The sequence below is a fragment of the Microbacterium sp. genome, from assembly GCF_047607225.1.
Classification (GTDB): domain Bacteria; phylum Actinomycetota; class Actinomycetes; order Actinomycetales; family Microbacteriaceae; genus Microbacterium.
Genome location: NZ_JASGDO010000042.1, coordinates 16,152 through 40,079 on the forward strand (window position 1 = coordinate 16,152; position 23,928 = coordinate 40,079).

The 23,928-nt window shown below is 70.9% G+C and carries 19 protein-coding genes; 9 read left to right on the forward strand and 10 right to left on the reverse strand.

What is annotated here, in order from left to right:
- Positions 1-31: 31 nt before the first annotated feature.
- The 6 genes from QM591_RS07595 to QM591_RS07620 form a co-directional block, all read right to left on the reverse strand.
- Positions 32-499, reverse strand: a complete 468-nt coding sequence (locus tag QM591_RS07595) for a hypothetical protein (protein ID WP_415131182.1) — start codon at positions 497-499, stop codon at positions 32-34.
- A 145-nt stretch (positions 500-644) separates the two neighbouring features.
- Complete coding sequence (locus QM591_RS07600) at positions 645-5,564, reverse strand: PKD domain-containing protein (protein ID WP_415131184.1); 4,920 nt, start codon at positions 5,562-5,564, stop codon at positions 645-647.
- Positions 5,565-5,581: 17 nt separating this feature from the next.
- On the reverse strand, positions 5,582-6,199 hold the full coding sequence (locus QM591_RS07605; protein ID WP_415131186.1) for a hypothetical protein: 618 nt from the start codon (positions 6,197-6,199) through the stop codon (positions 5,582-5,584).
- Between the two features lie 128 nt (positions 6,200-6,327).
- Positions 6,328-7,191, reverse strand: a complete 864-nt coding sequence (locus QM591_RS07610) for a hypothetical protein (RefSeq protein WP_415131188.1) — start codon at positions 7,189-7,191, stop codon at positions 6,328-6,330.
- On the reverse strand, positions 7,188-8,084 hold the full coding sequence (locus QM591_RS07615) for a glycosyltransferase family 2 protein (RefSeq protein ID WP_415131190.1): 897 nt from the start codon (positions 8,082-8,084) through the stop codon (positions 7,188-7,190). The genes QM591_RS07610 and QM591_RS07615 overlap by 4 nt, the downstream gene beginning before the upstream one ends.
- Positions 8,081-8,845, reverse strand: a complete 765-nt coding sequence (locus QM591_RS07620) for a CDP-alcohol phosphatidyltransferase family protein (protein WP_415131192.1) — start codon at positions 8,843-8,845, stop codon at positions 8,081-8,083. Before QM591_RS07620 ends, QM591_RS07615 begins: the two co-directional genes overlap by 4 nt.
- Before the next feature lie 135 nt (positions 8,846-8,980).
- Between QM591_RS07620 and QM591_RS07625 the strand changes: the two genes are divergently transcribed.
- From QM591_RS07625 to QM591_RS07635, 3 genes are all read left to right on the forward strand, one after another.
- Positions 8,981-10,009: a glycosyltransferase gene (locus QM591_RS07625; protein WP_415131194.1), complete on the forward strand. Its 1,029-nt coding sequence runs from the start codon at positions 8,981-8,983 to the stop codon at positions 10,007-10,009.
- Positions 10,006-10,920 (forward strand): glycosyltransferase family 2 protein, encoded by a 915-nt coding sequence (locus tag QM591_RS07630; RefSeq protein WP_415131196.1) that lies wholly within the window; start codon positions 10,006-10,008, stop codon positions 10,918-10,920. Before QM591_RS07625 ends, QM591_RS07630 begins: the two co-directional genes overlap by 4 nt.
- Positions 10,921-11,122: 202 nt before the next feature.
- A complete protein-coding gene (locus QM591_RS07635; protein WP_067164425.1) occupies positions 11,123-11,581 on the forward strand; it encodes an adenylyltransferase/cytidyltransferase family protein in 459 nt (152 codons plus the stop codon).
- Between the two features lie 208 nt (positions 11,582-11,789).
- Here QM591_RS07635 and QM591_RS07640 read toward each other — a convergent pair whose 3' ends face one another.
- Complete coding sequence (locus QM591_RS07640) at positions 11,790-12,950, reverse strand: glycosyltransferase (protein WP_415131247.1); 1,161 nt, start codon at positions 12,948-12,950, stop codon at positions 11,790-11,792.
- 140 nt (positions 12,951-13,090) lie between these two features.
- On the opposite strand from QM591_RS07640, the gene QM591_RS07645 reads away from it, so the two are divergent.
- From QM591_RS07645 to QM591_RS07655, 3 genes are all read left to right on the forward strand, one after another.
- The gene (locus tag QM591_RS07645) at positions 13,091-13,351 is read left to right on the forward strand and encodes a glutaredoxin family protein (protein WP_415131198.1); all 261 of its coding nucleotides are present in this window, start codon (positions 13,091-13,093) and stop codon (positions 13,349-13,351) included.
- A gap of 65 nt (positions 13,352-13,416) precedes the next feature.
- Positions 13,417-14,892: an MFS transporter gene (locus QM591_RS07650; protein ID WP_415131200.1), complete on the forward strand. Its 1,476-nt coding sequence runs from the start codon at positions 13,417-13,419 to the stop codon at positions 14,890-14,892.
- A gap of 64 nt (positions 14,893-14,956) precedes the next feature.
- Positions 14,957-16,639: an aldehyde dehydrogenase family protein gene (locus QM591_RS07655; protein ID WP_415131202.1), complete on the forward strand. Its 1,683-nt coding sequence runs from the start codon at positions 14,957-14,959 to the stop codon at positions 16,637-16,639.
- Between the two features lies 1 nt (position 16,640).
- Here the strand turns inward: QM591_RS07655 and QM591_RS07660 are convergent, their stop codons facing one another.
- From QM591_RS07660 to QM591_RS07670, 3 genes are all read right to left on the reverse strand, one after another.
- Positions 16,641-18,233, reverse strand: coding sequence for a DEAD/DEAH box helicase (locus QM591_RS07660; RefSeq protein WP_415131204.1), 1,593 nt, complete (start codon positions 18,231-18,233; stop codon positions 16,641-16,643).
- Positions 18,234-18,401: 168 nt separating this feature from the next.
- On the reverse strand, positions 18,402-19,403 hold the full coding sequence (pip, locus tag QM591_RS07665) for a prolyl aminopeptidase (RefSeq protein WP_415131206.1): 1,002 nt from the start codon (positions 19,401-19,403) through the stop codon (positions 18,402-18,404).
- Positions 19,400-20,281: a neutral zinc metallopeptidase gene (locus tag QM591_RS07670; RefSeq protein WP_415131208.1), complete on the reverse strand. Its 882-nt coding sequence runs from the start codon at positions 20,279-20,281 to the stop codon at positions 19,400-19,402. The genes pip and QM591_RS07670 overlap by 4 nt, the downstream gene beginning before the upstream one ends.
- 49 nt (positions 20,282-20,330) lie before the next feature.
- Between QM591_RS07670 and QM591_RS07675 the strand changes: the two genes are divergently transcribed.
- From QM591_RS07675 to QM591_RS07685, 3 genes are all read left to right on the forward strand, one after another.
- On the forward strand, positions 20,331-21,350 hold the full coding sequence (locus tag QM591_RS07675; protein WP_415131210.1) for a malate dehydrogenase: 1,020 nt from the start codon (positions 20,331-20,333) through the stop codon (positions 21,348-21,350).
- A 38-nt stretch (positions 21,351-21,388) separates the two neighbouring features.
- A complete protein-coding gene (locus QM591_RS07680; RefSeq protein WP_415131212.1) occupies positions 21,389-23,164 on the forward strand; it encodes a cation:proton antiporter in 1,776 nt (591 codons plus the stop codon).
- A gap of 147 nt (positions 23,165-23,311) precedes the next feature.
- Positions 23,312-23,734 (forward strand): recombinase family protein, encoded by a 423-nt coding sequence (locus tag QM591_RS07685; protein WP_415131214.1) that lies wholly within the window; start codon positions 23,312-23,314, stop codon positions 23,732-23,734.
- Positions 23,735-23,928: the final 194 nt, after the last annotated feature.

The following is a 23,928-nucleotide window of genomic DNA, read 5'->3' on the forward strand; positions in this document are numbered from 1 at the left end:
GACGCGACGCCCCCTGGCACACTGACGCCCCTCAGAGCAGGTCGTTCTCGGCCTCTTCGATGCGACCGCTCCACCAGGAGTCCGGACCGGTCGCGGCGCTGTCGATGGTCTGGAGTCGTCGTCGGAGCTCTCTCAGCCGCGCGCGGTGAGAGGGCCTTTTGCCGGACGGGAGCGAGCGAGGACGCGTCCTGCCCTCCCGGAATGCACGGAGACGCTCCGCTGCCTGCTCCGCCGTCATCACCACGGGTGCCGGAGCAGGCGGCCCGGAGCTCAGATACTCCGCGAATGCCTCCAGGAACCCCTCGGTGGCCCTCCGGTCGCGGTTGAGCGGGAAGCGATCGCCCGTTGCGGGGTCGCACACCGACGTCGTCCCGTCGCTGTCCTCCATGACCAGGAACTCTCCGTCGTGCACGCTGCCGATTTCGCGAGCCTCGGAAGCCACATCGGCTCTGGGCGTCACCGGATACAGGCGGATACCGAACAACTGCTCCTCGCTCACGCCCTGCAGCCTATCGAGGCGGGTCGCACCGACCTTGACCGAGCCCGGTTGGGATCTCACCGAAGGGACACGGCTCCTCACGGCATCGGCCCCCGGTGTTCCTTTCGGAACTGCCCGGGGGCCGATGTGTCGTACGCGTCGCCGCTTACTTGGCGGTGAGGTCGTACACCGAGACGACGACCAGACCGTTGGTGGCGGTGCCTGCGACGTAGCTGCTGACGGCGATCTGGCCGGCGCCCTGCAGCGCGGCGGTCGTGTCGGTGCCGGTGACCCACCAGGCGGTGGGCTCGTCGGTGCCCGCCGCCCACACCTTGACGCGCAGCGTCGTGGTGCCGTCGGCCGACGACGTCTGGAACCGCACGTTGAGCTTGGCGCCCGCGGTGTGGGTGTAGCCGGTGAGGTTACGGTTGGCGATCAGCGTCTCCGTGCCGTCGACGACCTTGGCGACACCGACCGCGACGACACCCGCCGACGAGATCCGGAGCTTCGCCCGCAGCTCGTTGCTGCCGTTCTTGTGCACCGCGTAGTTGAGGTGGAGCCCGCCGCCGTCGGCGACCTTGTCGGTCGAGAACGTCAGACGAGCGTCGAGATCGCGTGCGGAGACGTCCGAGAGCGTCGCTGTGCGCGTCTGCGACTTGCCGACCGTCAGCAGGCCGGCGCCGTCGGCGACCGAGAGCCCGGTGGTGCCGCTCCAGGCGCCGCCGTCGATCGCGGTTCCCCACCCGGTGGCGACGGTCCGCTCGAAGTCGTCTCGTGCGACGAACGAGTCGTTGGACACCGTCACGCTCTTGGTCGCCGACGCGGTCGCCCCCAGACTGTCGGTGACAGTGAGGGTGACGTCGTACTGACCCGACGCGGTGTAGCTGTGCGACGCGGTACGACCGGTCGAGGCCGACGAACCGTCGCCCCAGTTCCAGCTGTAGGTGAGCGTCGCCCCGTCGGAGGCGGTGGAGTCTCCGCCGTCGACGTTGACCGTGAGCCCTGCGGTAGCGGTCGTCAGCTTCGCGATGGGCCGTGCGTGCTCGACGACGATGTTGGACGAGACGGGTGCACTGGTGGCCCCCGTGCTGTCGGTCACCGTGAGCGTCACCGCGTAGGTGCCCGCCGCATCGTACGCGTGGGAGGGCTTCGCCGCCGTCGACGTCTTGCCGTCGCCGAAGTTCCATGCGTAGCCGGTGATGGTCGCCCCATCAGACGCCGACGACTCGGTGCCGTCGAACGACGCGGTCAGGCCGTCGGCCATCGCGGCGATCTTGGCGACGGGTGCCGCATGCGGGGCGACGGCCGTGCCGCGGACCACGAGGTCGTCGACCGAGACCGTGACCGGACCGTTGGTGATCGTGCCGGTGCCGTAGGCCCCGACGCCGAACGATCCGGCGCCCTGCAGCGTGTTCTCCGTGTTCGAGGCCGTCGTGGTCCAGTCGGCCGGCTCGCTCGAGCCCACCGGCCACACCTTGACCTTGAGGTCGGTGCGCGATGCGGTCGGCTGCTCCACGACGAAGCGGACGTTCAGCTTCGCGCCGGCCGTGTAGGTGTAGCCCGTCAGCGTCTTGGCCGCGATCAGGGTCTCGGTCGTGCCGATGACGGTCGCCAGGTTCACGGTGACCGCACCGGCCGCGGAGATCCGGAGCTTCGCCCGGTACTCACCCGTCGCGTCCTGGTGTCCGACGGCGTTGAAGTGGATGCCCCCGCCGTCGGCGACCTTGTCGGCCGAGAAGACCAGCGACATGTCGAACGCGTTGGTCTGCGGGTCCGGGAGCGAGATCCGACGAGTCTGCGACTTGCCGACCGAGATCTTGCCGGCGCCGTCGGCGACCGAGAAGCCCGTGGCGCCCGACCAGCTGCCGCCGACGTCGGCCGTACCCCAGCCGCTGGTGACGGTGCGGTCGAACGTGTCGCGAGCGAGGAACACCTCGGCGAACACCTGCGCGTCGTGACTGACCGTCGCGGTCGAGCCGAGGCTGTCGGTGACCGTCAGGGTGACCGTGTAGGTGCCGGCCTGCGCATAGGTGTGGGTTGCGGTCTTGCCGGTGCCGGCGGCGCTTCCGTCGCCCCAGTTCCACGAGTACGACAGTGTCGCACCGTCGGATGCGGACGATCCGCTCGCATCCGTCGACACCGACGGGCCCGTCGCGGTCACCTCGAACGCCGCCACCGGATCGGCGTGGGTCACGGTCACCTGCGCGGTCGCGGCAGCGCTGTGCGCGCCGGTCTCATCGGTCACGACGAGCGAGACCGTGTAGGTGCCGGCCGCGTCGTAGCGGTGCGTGGGCGAGACGGCCGTCGAGGTCGCGCCGTCGCCGAAGTCCCACGCGTAGCTCTCGACGGTGGACCCGGCCATCGCGGTCGAGCCGGAGCCGTCGAACGATGCCGTGAGGCCGCTCTCGGTGTGGGCGATCGCCGCCGCCGGCGCCTGGTGCGGCGCGGTGGCGGTGACGGTGGCGGTCTTGGTCGAGACCAGGCCGCGGTTGTCGGTGACCTTCAGCGTGACCGTGTAGGTGCCCGGCGTCCCGTAGGTGTGCGTGGCCGTCACGCCGGAGGCGGTCGGCGTGCCGTCGCCGAAGTCCCACGTGTAGGAGCTGATGCTCTGACCGCTCGCCGCCGTCGACGCCGAGGCGTCGAACGACCGGCTGAGGTCGGCGCCGCTCACCTGGAACGAGGCGGTGGGAACGCCGGCACCGGTGCCGACCGCGTAGTGCTGCGCGACCTGCTGGGCCGTGAGAGCCTCGCCGTACACCGCGACCTCGTCGAGCTGTCCCGCGTAGTAGCGGTTGTTCGACGGCTGGTTCGGCCACCCGTTGAGGTTGTCACCGCCGATGCGCCAGTACCCGGTGTAGTCCTGGGCGGTCGTGACCGAGGCGTCGGATGCGCTCAGCTGACCATCGAGGTAGAGGGCGATGCCGCCGGTCCCCTGCGTGGCCACCACGTGGTGCCACTGGTTGTCGGCGTACGACTTGTTGCTCGGTGACATCACGGTGCGGACCGCGTTCGGATAGACACCGAAGACGATGCGGCCGTTGTCGGTCAGGTAGACGTGACGGTCGTAGGAGCTGGAGTCGCCGGTGCGGGAGCTTCCGTAGCCGATGAGCTTGCCCGAGTTCCCGGGGGCCGCCTTGAACCACAGCTCGACGCTGAAGCGCGCCGTGGTCGGAACGGTGGTCGGTGTCGCCGCCGTGCCGCTCTGCGATCCGTTGAACTGCGCGGCACCGGTCTCGCCCGGGATCGCGGAGCCGTTCACGCTCGTGACACCCGTGCCCGTCACCGCGTCGCGGCTGCCGGCCCAGTCCGCCGTGAAGCTGGACGGGTTGAAGCGCCAGTAGATCGACGGGGACGTCGCCAGCACCTGGTCGGCGTACGCCGAGGGCAGGTTGTTGGTCACGGTGCCCGTGATCTCCGAGCTGGTCACCGAGTTGCCGTCGCCGTCACGGACCACGACGCGGTACGTGTGGGTGGTCCCGGCGGTGAGACCGGTGGCCGTGAGGGAGACTCCCGGCAGGTTCCAGAACGTCGACGCCTTGGTGACGGTGGCCGCCGGGGCGCTGGCGCCCTGCTCCCACAGCTCATAGGTCAGGTCGCGGTCGTCGCGGTCCCAGTTGGAGCCGATGCTCACCGACAGCGTGCCGGGGAACAGCGACTTGGTGCTCGTGGGCGCCCAGTCCGCGCCGGAGAGGCGCGGCCCCTGCTTGGCGCCGCTGGCGGGCTGGCGTGCGAACCGCACGAGGCCCTGCTGCCGCTGGTTGTTCACACCGACGAACTCGCCACCGAAGACGACGTAGTCATCGTTGCCGGTGATGGTCCAGCCCGCCTGGCCCATGCCGGACGCGGTGCCGGTGAGCCACTCGGGGAACCAGTTGACGGCGGCCGGTGCGGGATACCCGCTCCAGTCGGCGTAGATGTTGTTGACGTAGGGCGAACGAGTCAGGGTTCCCTTGCGCTCGGCCGTGTAGACGGTCGCGTGACGAAGCGTGCCGTTGCCCTGCGGAAGACCACCGGCCGTCGTGCACTCGTGCTCGTGACCCGTGCTGTACACGTTGGTGCCGTCGGAGAACACCCCGTAGTGGTCGCCGTGGCAGTCCGCGATCCACACGACGTCACCGGTCTGGCCGTCGGCGGCGAAGAGGCCCTCGAGGTTGCCGGTGGCTACGTCGGAGAAGACCCACCCGGTGCCGTACACGTTCTTGGAGTCGGCGGAGATGGCCCAGATACCGGCCTTGCCCGAGCTTCCGGATCCGTCGTTCCGACCGTTCTTGACCGTGTTGGTCACCGCCCACGGCAGAAGGGCACCGCTGGTGAGGTCGAGGGCGGCCAGTCCGCGCTGGAGCGAGCCGTTGACGTTGGCGAAGCGACCCGCGGCGATGAGCTTTCCGCCGCCGGGAGCCAGGACCATCGAGTCGACCTGCAGGTCGGTGGTCGGGGCCCATCCCAGCACCGCGCCGTTGGAGGCGCTCACCGCGGCGAGGTTCTGTCGCGAGATGCCGCCGGCGGCGCCGATCAGGCCTCCGAAGTAGACGGCGGTGTCGGTCGCGACGATCGCATTGACGAACGAGCCGCCGATGGCCGGCTTGAAGGTGTTCGAGAGCTGGCCGGTGGCGGTGTCGAACGCCGCGACGTTGAAGCGCGTGGCGTCGCCGACCTTCTGGAAGCTGCCACCCACGTAGAGCGTGCGCCCGTCGGGCGAGAGCGCGAGCGCCTTGACCGTGCCCTTGATGTCGGGAGCGAACGGCAGCAGGTTGCCCGTGCGCACGTCGTAGGCCAGCAGGTTCGAGCGGGCCGTCAGGTTGGTGCCCGGAGCGGCACCGGCCGGGCGGGTCTGCGAGAAGCTGCCGCCCGCGTAGACGGTGTTCCCGTTCATGACCTGCGTCCAGACGATGCCGGAGTCGAGCTGCACGGTGGGCAGCGCGTCTGCGGTGACGGTCTTGGCGTTGCGCTGTTCGATGGGCGCGACGCCGCTCAGGTCGCCGTCGGCGGCCACGGCGGCACCGCCACCGACGACGGCGCCAGCGGCCACGACGGCAGCGGCGGCGAGGACGGCGACGCTGCGCCAGATCTTCTCGGTGATGTTCATCGGGGGGATCCTTGTTCTCAGTTCTCTTCGGCGAAGAGCGCGATCGTCGCGCCTGCCACGTATTGGATGCTCACGACGAAGTCCTTGCGGGACTTCTCGGGAAGAAGGAAGACGTACGTCGCCTCGGCGGTGTCTCCCGCGGCGAGTTCGCCGGCGAAGGGCGTGTACGGCTCAGAGGTCGTCGGCTGACCGAAGACGTCGCCGTCGGCGGTGAGCCCGACCATCGCAGTAGCGATGTCGATGGGCTTCTTGCCGCCGTTGGTGAGCGACACGTCGACGGCCACAGCCGGACCGGAGATCTCTCCCGGCGTCTGAGCGGTGACATCCAGCGAGCGGATCTTGGTGATCCGCGCGGTGACGTCGCCCCCGACGTCGGCCTCGTCCTTCAGGCCGACCTTGGTGGTCTCGACCTTGCCGCCCGACTTCTCGACCTCGTCGATGGACCCGCCGTTCGGAGCGGGCACCGTCTCGGTCGGTGCGGGCGTGGTGTTCTGCGTGCCGTCAGCCGTCGGCGCCCCGCTGGCGGTGCCGGCGGCGCCGGCCTCCGCCGCGATTCCCGAGCACGCAGACAGCGCGATCACGGACGCAAGTGCGATGACGGCGCCGATATGGCGCGTGTAACGTCGTTCCCCCATTGACGAGACTCCCCAGTCCCCAAACGAGATCGCCTGTCATTCCTTGTTCGGCGATCCCACTCGCCGAGGACAGGTTCGACCTCTTATTCCCCAGAGTCCGGAATCTACCACACGCTTGCGCGAATCGCCTAGGGCTTTGCGCGTTTTCTTTCCGACGGGCGGGTGGGGTCCTCCACGTGGGTGAGCTCGTCCATGGCGCGCAATCGCGTGTCCTCTGGACTCCGCGACGTCTCCAAGCGGATGGCGGGACCCGCCAGGTAGAGCGCCAGCTCCGGGAAGCTCGAGTAGTGCGGCCCGACGATGTGGGCCGAGCTGGCGAGGAGGTACAGGTCGACGAGCGAGAGCCGCAAGGCGCCCAGGCTGTTGTACGCCCCCTTGTCGCCGAGGCCCACCGCGCCCGGGAACGCCGCCTGGATCCTCTCCTGCGCCGCCACGGTATCGGCCGAGACGAAGAAGGGCACGGGCCCGTGCTCACGGCGGATCTCGGACAACCGGTCGAGGTACCACTCGATCGGAGACTCACGGAGCGTGTTCTCGTGCGACACGGCATGCGTGCGGACCATGACGCCGACGTACGGAGCTCCTCGGAAATGGTCGTCGAAGACCCGGTGCACCCGGTCGGCCACTTCGGACACGGGACGAAGCTCCCGCAGGAGGGGGTGCCACGCGTCGATCCCCTCGGGAAGCGCCAGCGGCTGCGACGTGCGGATCTGCCAGAGGTCGTCGTCGGCCGCCTCCGGGATCCACTCGAGCCCCGCGTCGCGGTACGGGTGGGCGCGGGAGAGCAGGATCGACCGGGCACGCGAGATCCGCTCCCGATCCGTGTGCCACAACTGGTCCATCCGCGCCCCGAACGGGCGGCCCGTCGGCCACACGTACGCGAACGAGCGGCCGGTCTGTTCGGCCAGCAGCTGCGCCGACAGCACGACGCGAACACGGTTTCCCAGCCCGTGATAGGGCCGCGTGACGGCCACGACTCCGGGACGCTTCACGGTCCCACCTTTCCGCGCAGCCCGTCGCGCATCCCCCGCGCGAGCGCCCGCCAGGGCGCGATCGACCGCACGAGCTGACGGCGGCCGCCGCCCAGGAGCGTGCCGTAGGAGACCCGCAGCGTGGAGCGTCGCCACTGCCGGTACGTCTCGGCGTCGAGGTGCCGGGCGGCATACAGGAGCCGATTGCGGATGTTGTAGTAGTAGAACAGCTCCGACCGGGCGCGACCGGGATCGACCGACTGCTGCGTGCCGCCCTCGTCGTGGACCGCGGTGATCGTGTCGTCGATGACGAGGCGTCCGCCCGCATCGAGGATGCGGTGCGAGAGGTCGACGTCTTCCCAGTAGAGGAAGAAGTCCTCGTCGAATCCGCCGACGCGCCGCCACAGGGCGGACGAGATCGCGAAGCACGCTCCCGAGACCCACATGCGGCGCGGGCGATCGCCGTTGCGCTCCCGGAAGCGGATGCCGGAGAGGGAACCGTCGTCGAGGTGGAGGTCCATCCCCCCGCTCCAGATGGTGCCGTCGGGTCGTAGCACCACCGGGGAGAAGAGCGCCGCGGGGTCGGCCGCCGCGGCGTCGACCAGCGCGCGCGCCGACGCCTCCGGCAGCGTGGCGTCGGGGTTGAGCACGACGATCACCTCGGCGCCGTCGGCGATCGCGGCATCCGCTCCGCGGTTGACGCCGCCGCCGAATCCGAGGTTGCGTTCCAGCAGCAGCGCGCGCCAGCCGTGCTGTTCGGCGAGGGCGCCCACCGAGGCCTGCTCGACCGGATCGCGGAAGCAGTCCACGACGTACACCCGCAGCCATGGAGCGGACTCCGCCAGCGGCACGAGGTTGCGCTCCAGGAGCGCGCTGGATCCGTAGTTGACGACGATGAGGGCGGCGGAGGTCACGACGCCCCGTCCGCGCCGATCGCGCGCATCTCCCGCGACCACTTGACCGCCGCCGCCGCGAGGAACAGCACCGCCACGAGGGCCAGCAAGCCGTAGAAGACGAGGAAGAGCGCCGGCCAGCCCCAGAACACGAAGACGAGGCAGACGAGCCCGAAGTCCGTGGGAAGCAGCAGCACGGAGCGTCCGAGGGTCCCGCCGCCGCGCTGATGCGTGGAGGCGACGCCACGCGTGCTCTTGAGGAGGTCGTTGAGGAGCATCCCGGCGAAACCCGTCGAGGATGCGATGGAGAACACGAGCGGGATGAGCAGCAGCACGGGCTGATCCGGGATCGCTCGGTACAGCCCCACGAGCACCGCGAGGTGCAGCGAGGAGAGTTTGAGGGCGTCGATGAAGTGATCCAGCCACTCGCCTTGGACGGTGCCGCCCCCGCGGAGCCGGGCCAGCTGTCCGTCGGCGGAGTCCCACGCGTACCCCAGGGCCAGCAGCGCCGCCGCGACGAACCCGGTCCAGGCCTCGACGGGCGCGGCGGCGATCAACCCGATCGCGAGGAAGGTGTGGACGGCACTGATGGCCGAGGCCTGGTTGGGCGTCAGGCCGAGACGGTGCGCGACGGCCGCGAAGAAGCGGCCCATGCGGCGGTTCACGTAGACCGAGTAGGCCGGCGCGCCGCGCGCGTGCCCCTTCTGCGCCGCGGCGAGCGCTCGGTAAGAATCGACGATCGACAAAACGGTTCCCCCTCCCGGTGCCCCGTCCCTCGTCATGAGCGGCGCACAGACGAATCATATGACGAGGCGTCCGCGGCGTCTGCGACGTCCGCGACGTCCGCGACGTCCGCGACGTCCGCGACGCGGGCATAGTCTGGGTCGCGCGAATCACCGTCGTCGGAAGGGGAGCCAATGAACGGTGGACATCTGCGCGTCATGCAGTCGTTCCGGAAGCCTCGGGTCACATCGAACCCGTACATCCACATGCTCGACGAGGCCTTGGAGCAGGCAGAGGGGATCGAACACCTCCGCTTCTCGTGGCCCGGCGCCTTACTCGGCCGCCTCGACGTGCTGCACTTCCACTGGCCGGAGGTGTTCCTGGAGGGACGCACGCCCGTGCACCGACTGGTCCGCCGCGCGCGGATGCAGGCGCTGTTGTGGAAGCTGCGACTGACTCGGACCGCCATCGTGCGCACCGTCCACAACCTGGAGCTCCCCTCGGGGATCAGCGGCTGGGATCGGCGGATGCTCGAGTCGGTGCGACGACGGGCCGCCGTCAGCATCGCGCTCAACGACCAGACGGAGGTTCCGGGGACGGTCGCGGTGGTGCCGCACGGCCACTACGTCGACTGGTTCGACGGCATGGAACGCTCCGAGCGGGTGCCCGACCGCCTCGCCTTCGTCGGACTGGTCCGCCGGTACAAGGGCGTCGAGGCGCTCATCGCCGCCTTCGCCGACCTGCGTGCACGGCGGCCGGAGACGACCCTCGCGATCTCCGGCCGACCCACCACGGAGGAGATGGACGCCGAGGTGCGCCGGCTCGCCGCGACGACACCGGGCATCGTGCTGCAGCTGGAGTACCTCACGGAAGCGGACTACGCGCGCGCCGTGACCGCCTCCTCCCTGGTCGTCCTGCCCTACGTCCACATGCACAACTCCGGCACCGTCCTCGCGGCGCTCTCCCTCGATCGCCCGGTGCTCGTGCCCGACAACGAGGTCAACCGCGCCCTCGCGACGGAGGTCGGACCGGGCTGGGTGCACACCTTCGAGGGCACGTTGAGCGCCGACGACATCGAGCGTGCGCTCGACGCGGTACGCGGGGACAGTCGGGGAACGTCGCCCGATCTGTCGCAGCGCGGCTGGGCCGCGACGGGGACCGCCCACGCCGAGGCCTATCGCCGCGCCGCGCAGGCACGCCGACGAGGGGCGCGCACCGCATGACCGACCGCATCGTGATCGCAGTCCCGACCTTCCGTCGGCCCGCCCTCCTCGCCACACTCCTGACCGATCTCGCGGAGCAGGCCCGTCCGGACGACGCCGATGTCTCGGTCTGCGTCATCGACAACGACCCCGATGGCTCCGCGGCCGACGTCGCCGCCGCCCACGACGCTCGCTACGTGCGGGAGGCGGCGCGGGGTCTCGCCGCGGTCCGCAACCGAGCCCTCGACGAGGCCGGGGATGCGCGCGCACTCGTGTTCATCGACGACGACGAGAGGCCGGGCGCCCACTGGCTGGCCCGCCTCGTCGAGACATGGCGCGACACCGGAGCGGCCGCCGTCTCCGGACGCGTCGAGTCCCGCTTCCCCGATGGCTTCGACGATCCCTGGATCCACGCGGGCGGGTTCTTCCGCCGTGTCGCGTTTCCCGCCGGCGCGTCGCAGCCGGCCGCTCCCACCAACAACCTGCTGCTCGACCTGGACGCCGTCCGCCGCAGCGGGCTCCGCTTCGATCCGCGTTTCGGGCTCAGCGGCGGCGAGGACATCCTCTTCACGAAGCAGCTGGTGGCCGCGGGAGGGACGATCATCGCCGCACCCGACGCGCTCGTCTTCGACGACGTGGCGGCAGATCGTCTGACGCCACGCTGGGTGCTCCGCCGCGCATATCGCGTGGGGATCAGCTCCACGCGCACCGACCTCGTGGTGCGACCGGGGATCGTCACGCGGCTGCGCTGGCTCGCGGCGGGCCTCGCACGCATGACGGCCGGCACGCTGCGGCGGGGAGCGGGGGTGCTGACGCGCTCCGTCGTCCACCGCGCGCGGGGAGCGCGGGCGCAGTGGCGCGGGGCTGGCATGGCCGCCGGCGCCCTCGGGTTCGACTACGCGGAGTACCGTCGTCGCGACGGCGGGAACTGAGTCCGGCGAGGCTCCGACGGCCGCCGACCGAGCGGCTTTCCGGCACATGAGAGAACTCACATGCGCGGGACGGGGCGTTTTCACGCTATGCTGAACCTGCGCGTCGGCGGGGGCCGTCGCGTTCGTCCTTCGAAGGGGTTCGAAGGATTCTCTGGGGGAATCGACGATTCAGGTCGTCGACATGTCAATTGCTGGGGGGCAAATGACTCTGCGAATCGGCTATGCCGCGGGTGCGTTCGACCTGTTTCACATCGGCCATCTCAATCTGCTTCGGCACGCCAAGTCCCAGTGCGACGTTCTCGTCGCCGGGGTCGTGAGCGACGAGATGCTGCGTTCGGTGAAGGGCATCGAGCCCTTCATCCCGACGTCGGAGCGCGTCGCGATCGTTCGGTCGCTGCGGTTCGTCGACCACGTGTACGTCGAGACCGTGCCCGACAAGATGGACGTCTGGCACGAAGTGGGCTTCACCCACTTCTTCAAGGGCGACGACTGGCGTGGCACGGAGAAGGGCATGCGCCTCGAGCGGGAGTTCGCCGAGGTCGGGGTGGAGGTCGTCTACTTCCCCTACACCGCCCACACCTCCAGCAGCCAGTTGCGCCGTGCGCTGGAAGCCGCCAGCAGCGCGAGCGACACGTTCGCCGCGCAGCCGCTGTCGGCCTAGCGCGGCACCACAGACTCGACGGCGCCGAGCAGCAGCCCTCTCCGCCTCCCCAACGCCTGGGCTCACCCCACTCGGCGCCGTCGACACCCGATCGGAAGGATCGGTCCTCCGCACGCTCCACACCGGTGCTCGCGAGGGGGACCGGTCCTTCCGTGTTTCCTCGGGCGCGTCACCACCCCGAAGGCCCGCACGGAGACGGACGAGGCGGCTAGAGCTCGCCCGGCTGCACGGCCTGCTCGTCGAGCTCGCGCACGACCTCTCGGCCGGCCCCGGCCGTAGACGCGTTGCGCGGCGCGTAGACGACGAGCGAATGGAAGACGAAGCGGACGACGAAGGCGACGACGAGGGTGATCGCGGTCGCGACGACCGCGGAGATGTGTCCCGTCTCGACCATGAAGGCGACGATGGGGATCCGCACCACCGCTTCGGCGTTGTTGAAGGCGAACGACTTCGCGAAACGGGACCACACCCCCGAGGCCTGACCCCGCATGTCGGAGAAGACGAAGCGCTCGATGAGCAGGAAGTTCCCGACGATCGTGACCTCCGCCGCGACGATCGCGGCGATGAGATAGTCGACGCCCCAATGGGTGAGCGCCGCGACGATGCCGACGTTGAGCACGGCTCCCAGGCCGCCGATGATCGCGAAGAGCGACATCTTGCCGAACCGAAGGGCGGCCAACTGCGCGAGGAAGTGGATCCCCTGGCGCACCGACGCCTTGGACTCGCCGGCGTGCCGATCGGCGAAATCGAACGGCACCTCGGCCACTCGGAAGGGCCGACGGACCAACATCTCGAGCAGGATCTTGAATCCACGCGGCCGCAGTCCGTCGAGATCCACAGCGGCGCGCGACACGAGGAAGAAACCGGTCATGGGGTCGGTGACATCGCGCAGCCGCACCGGGAACATCGCCTTCGTGATGGCCGTGGACGCCTTCGACACGAGCACTCGCGTGCGATCGGCCAGCCCGTGCGCCGTTCCCCCTCCCGCGTACCGCGACGCCACGACGACGTCGACATCGCCTTCGGCGAAGCGGGCGACCAGCTCGGGGATCTTCTCGGGCGGATGCTGGAGGTCGCCGTCCATCACCAGACAGGCATCGGCCGTGGCGGCGCGCAGTCCCTCCACGACGGCTCCGCCGAGCCCCCCGGTCCGAGCGGTGCGGTGGATCAGTCGCACCGGGAGCGGTGCCTCCTCGGCGACGAGTCGGACCACTTCAGGCGTGTCGTCGGTGCTGTCGTCGACGAAGATGATCTCCGCGTCCGTGCGGACGCCGCCGTCCGCGCCGTCGAGGGCCGCGGCGACACGACGCACGAGCTCCGCGACGTTCGGAGCCTCGTTGTACGTCGGCACGATGATCGACAGATCGATGACTATCCCCCGGGAGCGTGCTGGAGCGAGAGATCTATCGTCGCACGATCACCTGGGTCTCCGACGTCCACTGTCCGTCTGCGGGGACGAGATCGGTGCGAGACGGACCGGGGAGGAGTCGAGAGCGCGAGAATGGACGCATGACCTCCACCGACAAGACCATCACGATGTTCGGCGCCGAGTGGTGCCGCGACTGCCGCCGGACCAAGGCACAGCTCGACGAGCTGGGCGTGGACTACACCTACGTCGACCTGGAGGCCGAGCCGGCCGCCGCCGAGGTCGCCCGCGAGATCTCCGGCCGCACCAACATCCCGGTCGTCGTCTACCCCGATGCCACGCACCACGTCGAGCCCAGCAATGACGACGTCGCCGCGAAGCTGAAGGAGCTCTCGCTGATCTGAGCTCACCGCTGGCTACCACCCTCGGGGCTGTCGGCGGCCGGCGCCCACACCCTAGGCTGTCCGCCATGAGCGACGAGGCTCCTGCCCATCCGACCGCCCCGGCCACCGCCGCGAACGCCGATGCCCTGCCGACGCGGACCGTCGCCCGTTACGCGGCAGGGTCCATCGGGACCGGCGGCTTCGCCACGCTGCCCGGGCTCGTCCTCACGTATTACCTCACCGACAACCTCGGGGTGACAGCGATCCTGGCAGGCGTCATCGTCGCGGCGGCCAAGGTCTGGGACGTCGTGATCGATCCCGTGGTGGGGGCGCTCAGCGACACCGACAAGCACCGCCGGGGCAGCCGGCGACGATGGATGCTGGTGGGTGCCTGCACTCTGCCGGCGCTCTTCGCCCTCACTTTTGCGGCGCCTCCCGCCATCGGGCCGATCGCAGGCGCGATCTGGGTGTCCATCGCATTCCTGGCCACCGCGACCGCGTTCAGCCTGTTCCAGGTGCCCTACATCGCCCTTCCTGCAGAGCTGACCGGCCGCTACGACGCGCGCACCCGGCTGCTCACGTGGCGCGTGGTCGTCCTCACCGTCGCGATCCTGCTCTTCGGCGCGGGAGGGCCGGCGCTGCGGCGCATCACGGGCGATCCGACCACCGGATACCTCGTGATGGGCGTGATCGCGGGCGTCGTGATCGGCGTCGGCATGCTCGTCGCCACGACGGTGGCCGGCCGTTCGGATAGGTCGCGGTCGGCCATGGCGGCCGCGGGGACGAGCGCCGCGGAACGGGCGGAGCTTTTCGCCGAGGCCGTCGGCGAGCACGCCGCGCGCCCCCTGGGGGCCGACGCGTCGACGCCCGGAGGAGGCGTGCGCGACAACTTCCGCGCCGCCGCGGAGACGCTCCGTCGCAGCCAGCCGTTCCGCGCGCTCCTTTCGACCTTCGTGCTGCAGGCGCTGGCGACCGGGCTCATGCTCGCCGGTGCACAGTATCTGGCGACGTGGGTGCTGCAGTCCGAGGACGCGGTGACGTTCCTGTTCGTCGCCTTGATCGCCCCGGCCCTCCTGGCAGCGCCGCTCTGGGGCGCATGGGCGAGACGGGCCGGCAAGGAGCGGGTGTTCGCGGTCGCGAGCGTCCTGTTCGCGGGCGCAGCGCTGTCCACCGTCGGAGCACTCTGGGCGCCCGGCACGTGGCTGTACGCGTCCGTCGCCGTGGCAGGCGTGGCGTACGCCGGAATGCAGTCGCTCCCGATGGCGATGCTCCCCGACGTGATCAGTCACGACGCCGCGCGATACGGGACCGGCCGCGCCGGAGCCTTCGGCGGCGTCTGGACGGCCGGGGAGACCACCGGCTTCGCCCTCGGCGCGACGCTGCTGACCGTCGTCCTGGCCGCCACCGGATACGTGGAACGCACGGCGGCCATGCTCGTCTGGCAGCCGCCGGCGGCGATCGCGGGCATCGTCCTGAGCTTCAGCGTCGTCCCTGCCGCACTCGTCGTGGCGAGCCTGATCCCGCTCGCGCGGTACCGGCTCCGGCGCGCGGACATCGAGTGACCGCGACGGGCGGCGGACGAAGACCCCGACGTAAGCTGAGACGACCGCCGCGAAGGAGAGTGCCGTGACCCCGGACACCGTGCCCCTGGAGCACCGCGAAGAGATCGACGCCGCCCTGGCCGCGGTGGAGAAGAGTGCGCGGACGTGGACGCTTCTCACTCTCGGTCAGCGCCGCACGCTCCTCCGACGCGTCCACGCGTCGGTCGCCGCCGTCGCCGCCGAATGGGCGGATGTCGCGGCGACGACGAAAGGCCTGCACGCGGCCCATCCATTACGCGGTGAAGAGTGGCTCTCGGGACCGTATGCCGCGCTCGTCGCCCTCGACGCCTACGCCCGATCACTCAGTGCCCTCGCTGCGGGGGGCAGCCCCCTGGACGCGGTGAGGTTCGGGCGCGCGCCGGGAGATCGGACGGTCGTCCACACCTCCCCGCTCGACCTCACCGACCGGATCCTCCTGTCGGGCTACTCGACCGAGGTCTGGCTCCGCCCCGGCGTGACGCCCGGTGAGGCGCGGCGCACGGCCGGACTCGGACAGCTCACTCCCACCGTCAGCGGGGGTGTCGGCGTGGTGCTCGGGGCGGGGAACGTGAGTGCGATCCCCTTCCTCGACGTGCTGTACGAGCTCCTCGCGCACAATCGGACCGTCGTCCTCAAGGTCAATCCGACGCAGGACGACCTGGTCCCCGTGTTCGCGCGGGCGCTCGCGCCGCTCATCGAGCCGGGCTTCCTGCGGATCGTGCGCGGAGGGGGAGACGTCGGGGCCTCCCTCACACGCCATCCGTCTATCGCGCACGTCCACATCACCGGCTCGGAGGCGACGTTCCGCGCCATCGTCCCCGATCTGCGGGTTCCCATCTCGGCCGAGCTCGGCGGGGTCTCCCCCATCATCGTCGTCCCGGGGGAATGGTCGGCCGCCGACCTGCGCTTCCAGGCCGAACACGTCGTGACGATGCGACTGCACAACTCCGGCCACAACTGCATCGCCGGGCAGGTCGTGCTCCTGAGTGCGGACTGGCCGCAGCGCGACGACTTCCTCCGCGAGCTGCGAGCCGCCTACGACCGGTCCCCGCAGCGCGAGGTCTGGTACCCCCGCAGCGAGCGCGCCCTCGACCGGGCCCGCGCCGACTATCCGGATGCCCTCTGGTGCGGCGACGGGACGCGCGCCCTCGTGGTGACGGGGCCCGAGGAGGCCACGCCGCTGGAGACGACGGAGTACTTCTCCCCGGTGCTGGGTGTGGTCTCGCTGCCGGGCACGGGGCAGGCCTTCCTCGATACGGCCGTCGAGCACGCGAACGAGCGGCTCGTGGGGACCCTCGGCGCCAACGTGCTCGTCGCTCCCGAGACCCAGCGCACGCTCGGGGCGGGGTTCGAGCGCGCGATCGCGGAGCTGCGCTACGGCACGGTCGCCGTGAACGCGTGGACGGCCTTCGGCTTCCTCACCCCGACGGCCACGTGGGGCGCATTCCCCGGCGGGACGGTGGAGGATGCGCCGAGCGGGATCGGCGTGGTCCACAACGCGCTGCTGCTCGACGAGGTCGAGCGCACGGTCGTCCGCGGACCCTTCCGCCCATTCCCCCGCGCGATCCTCACGGCGCTGCGCGGCGGCGGGCTGTCGGTGCTGCCGAAGCCGCCGTGGTTCGTGACGTCACGCACCGGCGCCGCGGTCAGCGAAGGCTTCACCCGCTTCCGCATCGATCGCGATCTGGCGCGGATGGCCTTCGTTCTGGCGCAGGCGTTCCGCGCCTGAGTCAGCGACCGCCGCGGCGTCCGGCGCCGTTCTGACGCACGACCGACCCGACCATGAGCTTGCCGCCCTGCTGGCTGGCACGGCGACCCGTGGTGCGGGCGTTGCCCGCCGACGGCGCGCCGGAGGCCGCGGCGCCCGAGGAGCCGTGGCGAGCCGATCCGTGAGCGGTGTCGGTGTGCCGCGGAGCGCGGTCGGTGCGAGCGCCCCCCGCCGTCTGCTCGTTCCGCGACGGACGACGGCGACCGGTCTGCGCGGTCTCTCCGGCGGAACGCTGGTCGCTCCGGCCCCCGCGACCGCGACCGTTGCCGGCCCCCGCCCCGGCGCCGTTCTCGCGGGCGGCACGCTTGCGCTGGGCGTTGGCGCCCTGGCTGCGTCCGCCGCCGCGCTGCGGCTGCACCTTCGGGGCCGGCGTCACGTACGGGGCCACCTCGCCCACGAGGGCGGTGACGGCGGGAGAGTCCGCCGTCACGGCGGTGGGTGTCACGGCGACGCCCGCCTTGCGGAGGAGATCCTTGACGTCCTTCTCCTGCCCGGGCAGGACGAGGGTCACGACCGAGCCTTCGGCCCCGGCACGCGCCGTGCGACCCGAACGGTGCAGGTACGCCTTGTGCTCCATGGGCGGGTCGACGTGGATGACGAGCTCGACCTCGTCGACGTGCACGCCGCGCGCCGCGACGTCGGTCGCCACGAGCACGCGTGCGGCCCCCGACGAGAACGCGGCGAGGTTGCGGTCCCGCTGCGGCTGCGAGAGGTTGCCGTGCAGGTCGACGGCGGGGATCCCCTGGGCCGTCAGCTGCTGAGCGAGCTTCTTGGCGTGGTGCTTGGTGCGCATGAAGAGGATGCGGCGGCCCGTGCCCGAGGCGAGGGTGCGCACGAGCTCCTTCTTCGCGTCGGTTCCTTCCACGTGGAACACGTGGTGCGTCATGGCGGCGACGGGCGAGTTCGCCTCGTCGACGGAGTGGAGCACCTCGTTCTGGAGGAAGCGGCGGACCAGCTTGTCGACGCCGTTGTCCAAGGTCGCGCTGAAGAGGAGTCGCTGGCCGTCGCGAGGCGTCTTGTCCAGGATCCGGGTGACGGCGGGGAGGAACCCCAGGTCGGCCATGTGGTCGGCCTCGTCGATCACCGTGATCTCGACCGAGTCGAGCGTGAGGTGCCGCTGCTGGAGGAGGTCCTCGAGCCGCCCGGGGCAGGCCACGACGATGTCGACGCCGGCCTTCAGCGCCGCCACCTGGCGGGTCTGGGTGACCCCGCCGAAGATCGTCGTGGTCTTGAGCCCGTACGCGGCGGCGAGGGGCTCGAGCGTTGCGTTGATCTGCGTCGCGAGCTCGCGCGTGGGGGCGAGCACGAGGCCCAGGATGCGCCCCTGGCGGCGAGCGCCACCGGCGAGGGCTCCGCCGAGGCGGGCGGCCATCGGGATGGAGAACGCGAGGGTCTTGCCCGAGCCGGTCTTGCCCCGGCCGAGCACGTCGCGCCCGGCGAGCGTGTCGGGGAGCGTGTCGACCTGGATCGGGAACGCGGAGGTCTTGCCGTCCTTCGCGAGGACGTCGAGAAGCGGAGCGGGCACGCCGAGCGTGCGGAAAGAAGTGTCAGTCATGAGAGTGTCTCTGGGCACGGAGGTGCCCGGTCGGTGGCCCGGGTGCGAACCGCACACGGGGTCGCCGTACGAAGAATGTCAGCCGACTTCGGTGCGGGACCGGCGGCGAGGGAAGCGTTCTACGACGCGAGAAGCACCAGGATCGGCGCTGCAAGTGTGTCCAGTCTATCAGCCGGCGCGAGCACCGAAGCGATCGGTGGCTGCCCGGAGGGCCTGCGCGATCCCGGGCTCCGACGCCGAGTGGGACGCGTCGGGGACGATCACGAGCTCGGCTTCGGGCCAGGTTCGGTGCAGATCCCACGCTGTCATGACCGGCGTGCACACGTCGTAGCGCCCCTGCACGATCACCGCGGGGATCCCTCGGAGCCGGGCGGCGTCTTCGATGAGTTGACCCTCACGGAACCACCCGCCGTGGACGAAGTAGTGGTTCTCGATGCGTGCGAACGCCACCGCCGCATCGGGAGCGGCCATGGAGGCGACGAGGTCGGGATCGGGGTGGAGCGTGAGGGTCGATGCCTCCCACGTGGTCCAGGCCACTCCCGCCGGCCGATGCACCGCCGGATCGGGGTCGGTGAGACGGCGGTGGTACGCCTCGATCATCCTCGAGCGCTCCGTCACGGGGATCGGTGCGAGGAAACCCTCCCAGAGGTCGGGGAACAGCGCCGCCGCGCCCCCCTCGTAGAACCACTCCAGCTCGTGGCGGCGGAGCGTGAACACACCGCGGAGGACGAGCTCGGTGACCGCGTCGGGATGCGACTGGGCGTAGGCCAGGGCGAGGGCGCTCCCCCACGACCCGCCGAACACCTGCCACCGATCGATCGCGAGGTTTCGGCGGAGCAGGTCGATGTCGGCCACCAGGTGCCACGTCGTGTTGTGCCGGAGATCGGCGTCGGGTTCGCTCGCGTGCGGAGTGCTCCTGCCGCACCCGCGCTGGTCGAACAGGACGATGCGGTACACCGCCGGGTCGAAGAAGCGCCGGTGCCACGGCGAGGTGCCCGCCCCCGGTCCGCCGTGGAGGAAGACCACCGGCTTGCCCTCGGGATTGCCCGACTGCTCCCAGTAGACCCGCTGACCGTCGCCGACCAGCAGCTCACCGGTCTCGTAGGGCTCGAGGGGCGGGTAGAGGATCCCGTCGAGATGGGGCGGACCGGCGAACTCGCCGGCGCTCACAGGTCGTCTCCCGACACGCGGAACGCCGCGTCGCAGGCCGCGGGACCCTCGTTCATCCCGGTGGTGAACCACCGCTGACGTTGCTCGCTGGATCCGTGCGTCCAGCGCTCGGGATCGATGCGGCCGGTGGTCTCCTGCTGGATGTGGTCGTCGCCGACGGTCGCGGCGGCGGCGAGCGCGTCGCGGATCTGCGCGGCGGTCGGCGGCTTCAGATACGGCACGCCGTTGGCGTCCTTCTGGTCCGCCGCTCCCGCCACCCAGGCGCCGGCGTAGCAGTCGGCCTGCAGCTCGGTCCGCACGCCGTTGCTGGCCGGTCCCGACCCGTTGGACGGATAGCGGTCGAAGACACCGGTGAGCTGCTGGAGGTGATGACCGTACTCGTGCGCGAGCACGTAGAGCTGCGCGAGCGGGCCGACGGTCGCGTCGAACTGGGAGCCGAGGAGAGCGAAGAAGGTCGGATCGACGTAGATCGTCTCCTCCGGCGGGCAGTAGAACGGCCCGGTCGCGTTGGAGGCGGTGCCGCACTGTGTGGAGGTCTGCTGGTCGACGATGATCAGTTGCGCGGGGCGGTAGCCTTCCACCCGCTGCTCCCAGTAGGCGTCGATCGACTTCTGGCCGAACACGAGCCGGCAGTCGTCGCGGGCGTTCGCATCGGCGCCGGTCTCGCAGTCCTGGATGACCGCCTCTCCCGCCTGCGGATCACCACCGGACCCGTCGAGGCCCAGGAGCCCGCCGAGCTGCCCGCCCGTGAAGACGTTGATGAGGACGATCACGAGGCCGAGCACGCCGACCCCTCCCACGCCACCGGCGACCATGGTGCCCCGGCCCCTGCGGCGGGCCGTGGTTCCCCCCAGTTGCGCGTCGTCGTTGAACGTCATGCGGAACACGGTACCGCTCCGCTGGGACCTGCGGGCATAGGCTCGGACCATGGATGCCACCCCGCAGACACCGACCACCGTGACCGTGACCGGAGCGGGGGGACAGATCGGCTACGCGCTCCTGTTCCGCATCGCCTCGGGCGCGATGCTCGGCGCCGATCGCCCCGTGCGACTGCGACTCCTGGAGATCCCGCAGGGCCTGCGCTCGGCGGAGGGCACCGCCCTGGAGCTCCAGGACTGCGCCTTCCCCCTGCTGGCGGACGTGGAGATCACGGACGACCCGGCGGTCGCCTTCGCCGGCACGAACATCGCCCTCCTCGTGGGAGCCCGCCCTCGTACCGCGGGGATGGAGCGCGGAGATCTCCTGGCCGCCAACGCGGGGATCTTCGGACCACAGGGGGCCGCCCTGAACGCCCAGGCCGCCGACGACGTCCGGATCGTCGTGGTGGGCAACCCCGCCAACACCAACGCGCTGATCGCCTCGGCGGCAGCCCCCGACATCCCCGCCGACCGCTTCGCCGCGCTCACGCGCCTCGACCACGACCGCGCCTCGGCACAACTCGCCGCCGCGCTGGAAGTGCCCGTGGCGGAGGTCACGAACCTCACCATCTGGGGAAATCACTCCGCGACGCAGTTCCCGGACGTGTCTCACGCCCGCGTCGCCGGTCGTCCCGCGTGGGAGGCGCTGTCGGAACGCTGGGGTGGGCGGGAGGCAGCTCTCGCCTGGCTGGACGAGGAGTTCATCCCCCGCGTCGCAGGGCGCGGGGCCGAGATCATCGCGGTCCGCGGTTCGTCGTCGGCGGCCTCGGCGGCCAACGCGGCGATCTCCCACGTGCGCGACTCCGTGCTGGGCACCGGTGAGGGATGGACTTCCGCCGCCCTCGTGTCGCGCGGCGAGTACGACGTGCCCGAAGGCCTCGTGTCGTCGTTCCCGGTGACCAGCGACGGCTCGGGCTATCGCGTCGTGGAGGGCCTGGAGCTGGACGCCCGCGGTCGCGCGCGGCTGGACGCCTCGGTGGCCGAGCTCGCCGCCGAACGCGACGCCGTGCGGGCGCTGGGCGTCCTCTGAGCCCCGGACGCCGTCGGCGCCGCGGGTAGTCTCGGCCTGTGGAGATCCTGCTCGTCGTCCTGATCGGAGTCGTCGCCGTCGCGGTGGTGACGGCACTCGCCCAACGTCTGGGCGTCGCCGGCCCGCTGCTCCTGGTCGCCCTCGGTCTGGCCGTGGGCCTCCTCCCCTTCATCCACTTCCCGGAGATCGATCCCGACCTCATCCTCATCGGCGTGCTGCCGCCGCTCCTGTACGCCGCCGCCGTGCGCCTGCCCGCGATCGAGTTCCGACGGGATTTCACACCGATCGCCGGCCTCGCCATCGTGCTGGTGGTGGTGACGGCTCTGGTACTGGGATGGTTCTTCTCCCTCATCCTCCCGGGGGTCGGCTTCGCCCTCGGGGTGGCCCTGGGAGCCATCCTGAGCCCGACCGATGCCGTGGCCACGGGTATCGCCAAGCGACTGGGGATCTCGCCTCGCGTCACCACGATGCTCGAGGGCGAGAGCCTCCTCAACGATGCGACGGCTCTCGTATTGCTGCGCACCGCCCTCCTCGCGGTCGCGGCCGGTTCGTTCTCCGTCGGCGGAGCGATCGGCAGCTTCGCGTGGGGCGTGCTGATCGCCGTCGTCGTGGGCGCCGTCCTCGGACTGTTCGCGGTGCGGCTGCGCTCATGGGTGCGCAACTCGGCAGCGAGCACGGCCATCGGGTTCACGGTGCCGTTCCTCGCCTACCTCCCCACCGAGCATCTCGGGGGATCCGGCCTCGTGGCCGCCGTCGTCGCGGGAATCGTCGCCGGCCAAGGCGCCCAGAAATGGTTCACGCCGGAGCAGCGGCTGTCCGATGAGGTCAACTGGCGCACGGTCGAGCTGGTGCTCGAAGGCGGCATCTTCCTCATCATGGGTCTGGAGCTCGAGCAGATCGTCTCCGACGTCCAGCAGCGTCACGAGGGGATCGCGCTGCCGACCGGCGCCGCCCTGGCCGCCCTCGCGATCGTCCTCCTGGTCCGAACGGGCTACGTGTCGTTCCTCCTGTGGATCGGCCGCCTCCGGGGTCGCAGTCGCAGCCGCACGCGATTCGAGGCGATCGATGCGCGGCTCGACGAGATCGAAGCGTCCGGGTGGCCGGAGCCTCCGGCCGGACGCGGGAGGCCCGCCGGTCGAGGACGATCCTCCGGACGGGGACGGCGCGCACCCGACCCCGCCCACCGGGAGCGGCGTCTGTCGTCGATGCGGGAACGGGTCTCTCGCGCCCTCGCCGACCTCGATTACTACCAGGCCTCCCCGCTCGGGTGGCGCCACGGCACGATCATCGTGTGGGCCGGCATGCGCGGTGTCGTCACGCTCGCCGCCGCGCAGACGATCCCCCGCACGGTCGAGACGCGGCCGGAGCTCGTGTACATCGCGTTCCTCGTCGCCCTCGTGAGCCTCATGCTCCAGGGATTCACCTTGCCCTGGCTCGTCGGCGCGCTGGGACTGGAGCGGTCGGGCGAGGGCTCGGTGGATCCGGAGGAGCAGGCACGCCTGGACTCGGAGCTGCGAGATGCCGCGGCCGCCGCGCTCGCCGACCCGCACCTGCGACGCCGCGACGGCGAGAGCTTCGATCCACGCCTCCTCGAGAAGGTCGGCGCGCGATACGCGGAGCCTCCCAGCGACGAGGCCTCCCTGTTCGTCGATGACCTGCTGGAGCTGCGACTGGCCATGATCGATGCGATGCGCGAGCGCCTGACGACGCTGAGCTCCGGCGGCACGTTCAGTACCCGCGCGCTCCGGCACACGCTCGCCCAACTCGACGCCGACCAGCTCAGTCTCGAGCTCCGCTTGCGCGACGAGGACTGACGAGGCGAGCGTCGCGCTGACTCGTGCCGACCCGGCTGAGCCGGCTGACCCGTGGGGAGCGGTGACCTGTGCGAGAGTGAGTGCCGACGAGAATGCGGCGACCACCGTCCGCGACCACCGACACGGGATCCCACCGAAGGAGCACGGATGACCACTGCCTCCGACGACCGCGCGCCGGCCGACTACGCGGAGTCGATCTCACTGCCGGCCACCACCGAAGCCGTGCCCGTGATCGTCTCGGGCACCGACTGGTGGGCGGCCCGTCCGGCCGGTTCTCGCCTCGTCGGCCTGGTCGTCGCGCGCGATGACCTGCCGAGCGTGATCGCGCAGCGCGACGCGCTCGCCCAGTTCGGCGTCCCGATCGAGGGCTTCCGGCATCCCGCCCCCGAGACCGGGGAGAGCTGGTCGGAGCGCCTCACCCGCCTGTTCGGGCGTCTGGAGTCCGGCGATGTCGTGGTCGTGGCCGACAAGCATGCGCTGGGCCGCGACGTCGACGAGGAGACGCGCACGATCGCGGAGCTCCAGCGACGCGGCGTGATCGTCAAGGTCCTGGGGCACGGCCGGGCCTGACCGCTCTGACGGACCGCGCGGCCGCAGCACAACGGCGGACCGCACGGCCGACACGCCGCCTCGGAGCCCGCACCTCGCGGCGTGTCACCTCCCGCGTCCGCCACTGTGCATCCCGGCCCCTGCGCACAACGGCGGACCGCCCTCCCCCATCCGCCACCGTGCACCCTGGCAACTGTGCACCCCGCCCCCTGCGC